This window comes from Rothia sp. HMSC064D08, from assembly GCF_001809525.1.
Taxonomy (GTDB): Bacteria; Actinomycetota; Actinomycetes; order Actinomycetales; family Micrococcaceae; genus Rothia; species Rothia dentocariosa.
This window is the reverse complement of sequence record NZ_KV797900.1, coordinates 532,094-541,018: the sequence shown is the minus strand read 5'-3', so window position 1 is coordinate 541,018 and position 8,925 is coordinate 532,094. Positions and strand designations below refer to the sequence as shown.

Annotated in this window: 9 protein-coding genes, 1 tRNA gene and 1 pseudogene; 9 read left to right on the top strand and 2 right to left on the bottom strand. The window is 49.3% G+C overall.

Annotated features, from left to right (window positions below):
• From HMPREF2625_RS11115 to HMPREF2625_RS09085, 3 genes and pseudogenes are all read left to right on the top strand, one after another.
• Positions 1–654, top strand: a pseudogene (locus HMPREF2625_RS11115) (hypothetical protein); the annotation flags it as partial.
• Positions 655–724: 70 nt separating this feature from the next.
• Positions 725–1,156, top strand: coding sequence for a ribosome silencing factor (gene rsfS, locus HMPREF2625_RS09090; protein ID WP_004004813.1), 432 nt, complete (start codon positions 725–727; stop codon positions 1,154–1,156).
• Positions 1,157–1,317: 161 nt separating this feature from the next.
• Positions 1,318–1,390, top strand: a tRNA-Ala gene (locus tag HMPREF2625_RS09085).
• Positions 1,391–1,634: 244 nt separating this feature from the next.
• On the opposite strand, the gene HMPREF2625_RS09080 is transcribed toward HMPREF2625_RS09085, so the two are convergent.
• The gene (locus tag HMPREF2625_RS09080) at positions 1,635–2,408 is read right to left on the bottom strand and encodes an SDR family NAD(P)-dependent oxidoreductase (RefSeq protein WP_070524067.1); all 774 of its coding nucleotides are present in this window, start codon (positions 2,406–2,408) and stop codon (positions 1,635–1,637) included.
• Between the two features lie 306 nt (positions 2,409–2,714).
• Here HMPREF2625_RS09080 and HMPREF2625_RS09075 point away from each other — a divergent pair, with 306 nt between their 5' ends.
• The 5 genes from HMPREF2625_RS09075 (at position 2,715) to HMPREF2625_RS09055 (ending at position 7,135) form a co-directional block, all read left to right on the top strand.
• A complete protein-coding gene (locus tag HMPREF2625_RS09075) occupies positions 2,715–3,992 on the top strand; it encodes a glutaminase (RefSeq protein WP_070524064.1) in 1,278 nt (425 codons plus the stop codon).
• Between the two features lie 23 nt (positions 3,993–4,015).
• A complete protein-coding gene (locus tag HMPREF2625_RS09070) occupies positions 4,016–4,483 on the top strand; it encodes a P-loop NTPase family protein (protein WP_070524062.1) in 468 nt (155 codons plus the stop codon).
• 269 nt (positions 4,484–4,752) lie between these two features.
• Positions 4,753–5,331 (top strand): excalibur calcium-binding domain-containing protein, encoded by a 579-nt coding sequence (locus HMPREF2625_RS09065; RefSeq protein ID WP_070524060.1) that lies wholly within the window; start codon positions 4,753–4,755, stop codon positions 5,329–5,331.
• Between the two features lie 109 nt (positions 5,332–5,440).
• The gene (locus tag HMPREF2625_RS09060; RefSeq protein WP_070524058.1) at positions 5,441–6,346 is read left to right on the top strand and encodes a polysaccharide deacetylase family protein; all 906 of its coding nucleotides are present in this window, start codon (positions 5,441–5,443) and stop codon (positions 6,344–6,346) included.
• A 69-nt stretch (positions 6,347–6,415) separates the two neighbouring features.
• A complete protein-coding gene (locus tag HMPREF2625_RS09055; RefSeq protein ID WP_246826766.1) occupies positions 6,416–7,135 on the top strand; it encodes a DsbA family oxidoreductase in 720 nt (239 codons plus the stop codon).
• 113 nt (positions 7,136–7,248) lie between these two features.
• On the opposite strand, the gene HMPREF2625_RS09050 is transcribed toward HMPREF2625_RS09055, so the two are convergent.
• Positions 7,249–8,205 carry a polysaccharide deacetylase family protein gene (locus HMPREF2625_RS09050; RefSeq protein ID WP_070524054.1) on the bottom strand — a complete coding sequence of 319 codons (957 nt, stop codon included), beginning with the start codon at positions 8,203–8,205 and terminating at the stop codon, positions 7,249–7,251.
• A 144-nt stretch (positions 8,206–8,349) separates the two neighbouring features.
• Here HMPREF2625_RS09050 and HMPREF2625_RS09045 point away from each other — a divergent pair, with 144 nt between their 5' ends.
• Complete coding sequence (locus tag HMPREF2625_RS09045; RefSeq protein ID WP_013399172.1) at positions 8,350–8,841, top strand: hypothetical protein; 492 nt, start codon at positions 8,350–8,352, stop codon at positions 8,839–8,841.
• Positions 8,842–8,925: the final 84 nt, after the last annotated feature.

Below are 8,925 nucleotides of genomic sequence, written 5' to 3'. Positions count from 1 at the left end.
GTTTCCGAGCGTACAGGCGCCACCCCGAAGGTGAACACCCGTACAGGTTCCGTCTCGCAGGTTTCTTCTTCGCGTACTGGGTCTGTGCCTAAGGTACCTACTCGAACCGGTTCGATGTCGAAGGTCTCGGATCGTACTGGCTCGACCCCGAAGGTTTCCGAGCGTACAGGCGCCACCCCGAAGGTAAACGCGCGTACTGGTTCGCTCTCGCAGGTGAAGAAGTCTGATTCTACACCCGCTAAATCTCCGGCAACAGGTTCTACCTCTGCTGTTAAGCCATCGCCTCAGAATAAGGATGCAAAGCCTGTTGCACCTTCGAAGAATAAGCCAGGCTTTGATAAAGCTCTAAACGATGGCAAGAACCTGACGTCAGACCAAGCAACTGAACTCGCACAGCGTGTGTCTGCACGTACAGAAAAGGCGATGACCTCCTCAATTGCGAAGGTTAACGCTGCTAAGTCTCCTCGTAGGCTTGGAAATACTGCAAGTATGAAACAGGTTCCTGCAACGAATACGGATGAAACAGTGTCAAAGTACGAATCCATTGAGACAAGCGAAAATAAGTCCTTGTCCCTGCTGTCCTGGATTGTAATTATCGGGTGCATTATCCTAGCTATTCTGGGTGTGTATATGTTTATCTCCAATCAAAGGTAACGATTGGCATAAGCATTTGCTTGCTTTGGCGCCTGTCCGTCAGAGAAACCTGACGGCAAGAAAGGAAAAAATGACTGCTGCACAGTCCTCTTGTGAGGCTCTGCGCATTGCCGCCCGAGCGGCGGAAGAAAAACAAGGAACCCAGCTTTTTGCGGTGGATGCTTCTGACGCTATGGGGCTGATTGACGGTTTCTTGGTAGTTTCGGCACATAATGAGCGCCTCGTCAATGCGGTTGCTGATGAAATTGAGGATGCGCTTCGAGAACAGGTTGATTTGAAGCCTGTACGCCGAGAAGGACGTGCATCTGGTCGTTGGATTCTCCTAGATTTTGGGGATATCGTAGTGCATGTTCAGCATGAAGAAGATCGCGAGTTCTATGCTCTGGATCGTTTGTGGGCGCAGGCTCCGCGTATTGAACTAGGTGTTACCCATGAAGTTCCGTTTGATCTAGAAGGCGAAAGCGAAGAGGAAGCATCTCGGGTCGTTCCTGCTGACGAGTAACAATTTTGTTGCATCATGTGGGGCACCGCTGAGGCATACCAGAATTTGGTATCTTCGGCGGTGCTCTGCATTTTATGTCTGTAACAGTGCGAGAACTTGCATGCCTAGCAGAAAGATGTGTATTATGTTTTCTGTTGCTAAGGCAACGCAAAACTATATGAGGGGATATGGCGCAGCTGGTAGCGCACCTGCATGGCATGCAGGGGGTCAGGGGTTCGAGTCCCCTTATCTCCACTATTGACCGTCTGGTCCGAAAGGACTGGGCGGTATTTTATTATTTTTCTAACAGTACATGGTGCTTTCACATGAATGTACCTTTGGCGCGTAATAGTATTTGTCCCTTACACGAAATAATAGTGCGAAGAGATAAGAGGGGTATGGCGATTACCCCGAACAATACATTTAAAAACCTAGCTAAGATTCTAAAAAGAGTTTAAAGAATATGCTCCTTCATCCAGGGAAGAGAGGGGTGTGCATCCTATTGAGAGCTCCTATGTTGGAGCGCACGATCGACTATTGTCATGACGAAGCGCTTAGGCACCACGCGGGTTACAAATCGCGCCACAATGGCGTTCCCCACTCCATCCACAAAACTGGGTTTCGTGGTTTTTAGAGTACGCAACGTGTTGTCTAGCAGCTGATGGACAGAGCGCATTTTTCCGACTGCTGCAGATTCACCGGCGATTTCAAAGAATGAGGTATCGGTGGGGCCGGGACAGACCGCAAGTACGCGGATGCCGTCTTTTCGGGTTTCGGACCAGAGCGCTTCAGTAAAGGAAAGCACGAATGCTTTGGTTGCGCCGTACACCGCCATATGGGGCAGTGGCTGAAAGGCAGCAGTCGAAGCAATGTTGATGATGGTTCCGTTTTTGCGTTCACGCATGGCGGGCAGATACCGAGCCGTCAGACCTGTTAAGGTGAGGCAGTTAAGGCGTACTTCTTGTTCCAGACGCTTAGGGCTCTCATCAGCGACGTCACCGGAGGTTCCAAACCCTGCATTATTGACAAGTACATCAATCTCTAGCTCAGCACGGTTCGTTTCTTCCCAGAGCCGCTCAGCCGCATCTGGCGCGGTAAGGTCACAAGGAATTACCGTTACTGTAATACCGTGCTCGGCACGCAGCTTTTCGGCTAGAGCCTGGAGTTTACTCTCGGTTCGCGCTACTAAGACGAGGTCATGTTTCTGAGCGGCATAACGGTGTGCGAACTCCTCGCCGATCCCCGAAGACGCACCAGTAATTAATGTAGCCATGATTCTCCTTTCGTAATTTTCGTATCAATGTCAAAGCTACAATATACGGTCGTGCTAAAGACCTGCAGGACACGAAAAACTACCTGAAAGCAGAATTTGCCCTAGCCACTGGGAAGAGGAAAGGGGAATACACCTACGAACAGATGGAATAGTTAAGCCATATTTGGAGTATTTAATGCGTAAAAGCTAAACTTCAAGAAGCTAGGACTTGGGCAGAATCTTCCCACCGCGAAGACGCATGATGTTTCTATGCCCAAGAAACTCACACCGTGTATTAGGAAAATATCGTCCGTCAGGAGGGAACTCATGCATTCACCGATACCGAGCTACCTTGACGAAGTCCTTCAAAGCGTTGCGGACGATAGAACGGGTGTACTCGCAAACTATATTCCTGAACTTGCCGAAGTCAATCCTGAACGGCTTGGCGCCTCTATCGCTATGGTTGATGGGGAGCTCTATGCATCCGGTGATACTGAAGCACTGTTTACCATTCAATCCATCTCAAAGCCTTTCGTGTATGCTTTAGCCCTTGCTGATCGCGGGTTTGAGAGAGTCTTAGACAAAGTGGGAGTTGAACCGTCCGGGGAACCTTTCAACGAGATCTCCCTTGAAGACAGTTCCGGTCGTCCGCTAAACCCCATGATTAACGCTGGCGCAATTACCACGCATTCTTTAGTCGGTACAGAAACAATGAATCCGGCAGAGCGTATGGAACGTGTGATTTCTGGGCTCTCTGCCTTCGCTGGCCGCTCCCTTGATGTTGATGAAGCGGTGTACTCGTCTGAAATCGAACACGCGCATCGTAACTTGGCGATCGCTCATATGCTCCGCAGTCACGACATTCTCACGGAGAACCCCACCGGCGTAGTCGAAGGCTACACCCGTCAATGCTCTTTGCTGGTAACCGTGCAGGATTTGGCGATGATGGCGGCAACTCTGGCAAACTACGGAATTCAACCCGTTACCGGGGAACAGGTAGTACCTAAGACAGTGGTGCGCCAGATACTGAGTGTTATGTTCACCTGCGGTATGTACAACGCTGCAGGGGACTGGGCAACGCAGGTCGGAATTCCCGCTAAAAGTGGGGTAGGCGGGGGAATTATTGGCGCCGTACCGGGCCAGCTGGGACTAGCAACATTTTCACCACGCCTAGATGTACACGGCAACAGCGTGCGCGGTGTATCTCTCTTCGAACGATTCTCCTCAGATATGGGCATGCACGTTATGAACATACCCACTGTTGCTCGGTCCGCAATACGAGCTAACTACCGAATAGGCTCCGGTGAGAAAATAACCCAGGTAATTCAACTGCAGGGCAGAATTAGATTTGCCGGTGCAGAGCGAGTTATCCGTGAAATTGTTGATACACACTACACGGGAACACGAATAGCACTCGATATTACCCGAGTTTATTCTGTGGATGAGGTCGCCCAGCATATGCTCCTAGAAATTATGAGAAGAATGAGACACGAGGGATACACTGTATATCTGATTGATCAAGATGACACTATTACAAATCTTGAGGCCCTGAGAACTATGGATGTTGCCGTATTGGGCAGCATTGACGAACTCGAATACTACTAGTCTTTGAGAATTTATAAGGTGTCATGATGAAACGTATTGCTATTTTAGGCCGCGGAGGTGCCGGCAAAAGTACCCTGGCTTCCTATCTTGCTACCCGCTATAAACTACCTGTTTTCGAGCTAGACCAGTATTTCTGGGATGAAGACCTTACACCTACTCCAGTAGATCAGTGGAATGTTATTCATCAGCAGATCATCTCTGAGCCTGAATGGATTATAGACGGTGATTTAGGCGTATATGATACCAAACTACTAGAACGGCTCAAGGCTGCAGACACGGTTATTCTCTTAGACTTTAGCGCTCGCGTATGCGGTATGCGTGCGTTACGGCGCTCCCCGGAGAACCTAGAATTTTGGAAATGGATTCTGCGCTATAGGCGCGACAGCTTGCCGCGTATTATGGCGGCATGCGCGCATCCAGAAGTACAAGCCCATATATACCGGTTCTGTGCTCCTGCCGAGCTCGATAATTTTCTCGAAAACCTTCGATAGTAAGAATATTATGCTGAATTTTGTGAGGCTTCTAGGGAAAATCTGAAGATCTTCTGGAGAAGACACTCATTATAACATCAGAGATAAAAACTTCATAATAATGAACCTGTTCTAAGAAACATATGTCAAGATACGACTCCATTGGGATTTTCTCAAATATAAAAACACGGAGTATTAGAGACCATAAGTTTAGGCTAAACTAGTGCAGAGAGCTAAGGTAGCTCTCCATGAGGATTTATTCACCACTCATTCATGAGGAATAATTGTATATGAGAAACCACATTGTCGCGGTGGCGCTTATTGGTGCCGTGTTGTTTACCGGATGCTCCGGCAATAATGCCCGCAAAGAACAAACCCCTTCTTCATCCCCATCAATCTCTGCGACGGCCTCTACGAGCGCCTTTGCAAGCCCTACGGCTTCCATAACTCCGTCACCAACCCCTACTCCAACTACCTCTCCCACTATTTCTGAAGTAACGCCAGAACCAGCTGCCACTGCTGACGCTGAACAGCATGAGGATGTTGTCGAGGTACCTCTTGATGACGCCTCTACTTCTGCCCCTCAACCCGAGGCAGCTCAACAACCTTCTCCGGTTCAACAGCAACAGGATTCCGTGCAGCAGCAACCTGTTGCTCCCGTGCCTGCGCAGACTTCGGCGCAGCAGCGGCATATTGCCCCGGTTCCAGAACAGCCTGCGTCTGTAAATAACGGTGGTGGTGTCTATTACAAAAATTGTGCTGCTGCACGGGCAGCAGGGGCTGCGCCCTTATACCGCGGACAGCCGGGGTATGGAACTCATCTTGATTCAGATGGTGATGGTATCGCTTGCGAACCTAAAAAGAAATAAATCCTAATAGTTACGTTATAAAAAGTTGGGTGGGAACGTTCCCACCCAACTTTATAAGTTATGCAAAAGCACTATGCCTCTGCACAAGAGCACGATAGGGTAGAAGTATATGTACCCATATAAACACCAGAATCCAAGCAACGAAACCCCACATCGTAAATCGGCGGATCGTTTCACCCGTATACCACGCCGAGCGGCTGTTTTAGGTATGCTCACCCCGCTTTTGGGTGTAGGCGTGCCTTATGCCGTAACACGAGATGAAAAGGTCGCGGGCATTGAGGAATCAGCATCATGGGTAGATTCGTCCTCTGCATCTTCGGCACCAGCATTAGATTCCTCAGAAGAGGATGACCAGCAGAAAGCGGCCTTGCCGGAGTCGATAAATCCCATAGAGGTGGCGCACCCGTGGGATGAACCGCAAACCGCTTTGGAAGGTGCAGGGAACTATATTGCTTGGACCGTTGATGACGGGAAAAGCCCTGATGTTGTGCGCGCCTATGCAGATTTTGCCGCCCGAACGGGAACCCGGCTTACCTTCTTTATCAACGGGTCATATAACGCTTTTGAACCGAACCTAGACGTTCTTAAACCGTTGGTAGAATCAGGGCAGATTCAAATCGGCAATCATACGTGGTCGCATGCGGCGTTGACTACGCTAGATGATGCAGGAATTGCCGAAGAATTGACGAAAAATGACGAAGAGATACAGCGGCTTTTCGGCGTGTCTTCTAAACCATATTACCGCCCACCATATGGATACTATGATTCTCGTGTGCTTGAGGCTGCGGCAGGTGTAGGATTCGACAGGGCGGTTCTCTGGTACGGGTCTTTAGCTGATTCTTCACCCATACCTGCCGAAGAAATATACGCATATTCCGAAAAATATGCGAACTCGCAGACTATTCTCATTGGCCATTTGAACTACCCCGGAGTTATTGAAGTGCTCGATAAGATCAAAATGCTTTTGGACGAACGGAATCTTACCCCCGTAACCTTGCGTGACTATTACGGGTAGGACGTACGCCGGAATAAATTAGTGCTGTGCGCGTTTTGCCGGTGTAATCGTTAGTTTTTTGAAAGGTACATGATGCGCGTAGATATTTGGTCAGATATTGTTTGCCCTTTCTGCTATTTAGGTAAGAGGAATTTTGAAATAGCTCTCGCCCAATTTGAGCACCGTGATGAAGTAGAGGTTCGTTGGCATAGCTTTGAGCTCGACCAAAATGCCCGGGAGGACAATGCGTTGCCGCTTGCTGAACGCATTGCCGCGAAATATTCCCTCAACCTAGAAGAATCTATTGCTACTCAAGAAGGAATAGCAGAACGTGCCCAAGAATTAGGCTTGGACTTTAACTGGCGAAACGCAAAGTACGGCAATAGTTTTGATGCTCACCGTATTATTCATCACGCAACTGCACAGGGGAAAGCAGCAGAGGCTCAAGAGGCTTTCAAAAAAGCATATTTTACGCAGGGACGCTCCATTGAAAAACACGAGTCCATTCGGAAGATCGCCTCCGATATTGGCCTTGATTCACGTCAGGTTGATGAAATACTCGCGGGCGACCACTATGCTGAGGATGTACGCGCTGACGAGCGCGTGGCGCAGGAATTGGGCATCACTAGCGTTCCTTTCTTTTTGATTGAAGCGCAGTGGGTTATTAACGGAGCCCAACCGCCCGCGGCAATTTTGGAAGGTCTTAACCGGGTTTGGACTGAAACTCACAAGCCGCAAACTATGCCTCCTGTACGACCACATGTGTCTCAAAACCCCGAGGTTCAAGGGGGAGCGGAAGGAGCATCCTGAGTACCTGATAAGGCGCGGCTGCACCGACGGGGACCAGGCAAATAACGCTATATCAAAACATGTGCATCTTTGACTATAGTTACAGGAACGGCCAAAGACACACTTATATACTTCTATTTTCCGGCGGCGCCAAGACCAGATCCCGCAGCTGGGGCCGGAGTAGCTGGTTCTTCTTTCTTATCGTCCTTCTTCTCTTCGGATTTTGGCTCGGAGGCCTTACGTTCTTCCTCGGTTAGCCCCTCAAAATAGTCGTTGAGTGTGACCGTGATGAGCTTACGCTCGGCGACTAACCCAGCAAGACGATCAAGAAGCGGAATAATGGTCGTGAAATTCAGATGCCCTAACAGGATTCGTTGCGGCAGAACGTATTTGAGCGATCGCATATAGATGACACGCGCTGAGGTTTTGGCCTCATCTCCGAGAGTTCCCTCCCACAGGACCGGGCGCGTGTATCCTACGCTAGCGGCTACCTTGAGCACTCGCGCATCATAGCTGCCGTAGGGTGGACGAAAATAAGGCTTTGCCGAGACCCCAAAAACTCTTTGAATCTCAGCCTCGTTCTTCTCTAGTTCGTGCTTAATCTGATCATCTTTGAGAGTTTTTAAATCGGGGTGACTAAAGGTGTGGTTTGCAATTTGAAGCTGTCCAGTTTGCACTAGCGGCTTAAGCACATCAACATTTTGAGTGAACCCCACATAGGTCATATTGACAAAGAAGGTTAGGCGCACACCGGTACGCGCAGCAAATTCTGCGTAGGCTCGAATTGTTTCTGGGCTGACTCCATCGTCAACGGTCCACGCGATATAACGTCCTTCACCCGGCAGGCGGGTCATAGGGGCAGACCACGACTGTTTCGCAATAGTTGCTACGTTGAAACCTTCATTCGGCTTTGGCGGCGCTGCGGGAGAGAACGTGAGCGACTCAGGAACATTATCCTGTGTTTCATGAGCGGTAGAGGAAAAATCGCTAGTAGTCGCATTAATGGTCTTGGGCGTGGAGGCAAAAATAATCGGTGCTAATGCACCGAGAGAACCAGCGAGAAGCAGACGGCGTGAAGGAGAGTGCGGCATACTCTTAAGGATAACGTGCGGTTAGCTCAAGAGATGACAATCGACGCTTTTGCGAAAGTGTCAGATTTTAACTAGTACGGATACAACGCTGAAACCTTGCATCATCTAGCGTTTTCGCCTGTAGCCTACTGTTACCATGGACATATGGTCAAGAAAATTACTCTCGTTGCGGCCGCTTCGGTTGCATTACTCACCGGGTGCTCCGCAGAAGTTGTGCCCGGTTTGTCTCTGAATTCCGCTCCAGACTATGGAAATCGCGGCGATATTACCGTCTCCGCCGAGGTCCTAAACGGCAGTGAACATAATGGTTATAAGGCTCAAACTGGAAAGCTTCGGATCTTTCAAGACGGTCAAGAAATCAATTCTGCCGAGCAGAGTCTAGAAGCGAAAACTAACTACTATCGGCTGACTTCGGCTGATAACCATGAGTTGGCTGGCAAGGTTATTCAGGTGGCTGTTTATGCGGATAACCCTAATGACGTAGTGAAATGCGGTATCAAAGTTACCGGTGAAGAAGAGCCTGTGCACCACGTAGAACAAGCAGAAGGTAAAGGCGCGGCGTACTGCCAGGTAAAACTCAGCTCAGGCCCATTCCAGCTGCATACTGAAGAATCCGGGCAGTCTGAGCATCACTAGAAAGTGGTGAGCACTGAACTGATACTTGTTCCTTCATCGGCTGAGAGTATCTGATCTATCGCACACACTAAATCTGTAGCAGCC

Excerpts from the sequence above, each read along its gene's own strand:
- HMPREF2625_RS09055 (WP_246826766.1), top strand. The coding sequence starts at position 6,416 with ATGATGCGCGTAGATATTTGGTCAGATATTGTTTGCCCTTTCTGCTAT.
- rsfS (WP_004004813.1), top strand. The coding sequence starts at position 725 with ATGACTGCTGCACAGTCCTCTTGTGAGGCTCTGCGCATTGCCGCCCGA.
- HMPREF2625_RS09045 (WP_013399172.1), top strand. The coding sequence starts at position 8,350 with ATGGTCAAGAAAATTACTCTCGTTGCGGCCGCTTCGGTTGCATTACTC.
- HMPREF2625_RS09075 (WP_070524064.1), top strand. The coding sequence starts at position 2,715 with ATGCATTCACCGATACCGAGCTACCTTGACGAAGTCCTTCAAAGCGTT.
- HMPREF2625_RS09070 (WP_070524062.1), top strand. The coding sequence starts at position 4,016 with ATGATGAAACGTATTGCTATTTTAGGCCGCGGAGGTGCCGGCAAAAGT.
- HMPREF2625_RS09060 (WP_070524058.1), top strand. The coding sequence starts at position 5,441 with ATGTACCCATATAAACACCAGAATCCAAGCAACGAAACCCCACATCGT.
- HMPREF2625_RS09050 (WP_070524054.1), bottom strand. The coding sequence starts at position 8,205 with ATGCCGCACTCTCCTTCACGCCGTCTGCTTCTCGCTGGTTCTCTCGGT.
- HMPREF2625_RS09065 (WP_070524060.1), top strand. The coding sequence starts at position 4,753 with ATGAGAAACCACATTGTCGCGGTGGCGCTTATTGGTGCCGTGTTGTTT.
- HMPREF2625_RS09080 (WP_070524067.1), bottom strand. The coding sequence starts at position 2,408 with ATGGCTACATTAATTACTGGTGCGTCTTCGGGGATCGGCGAGGAGTTC.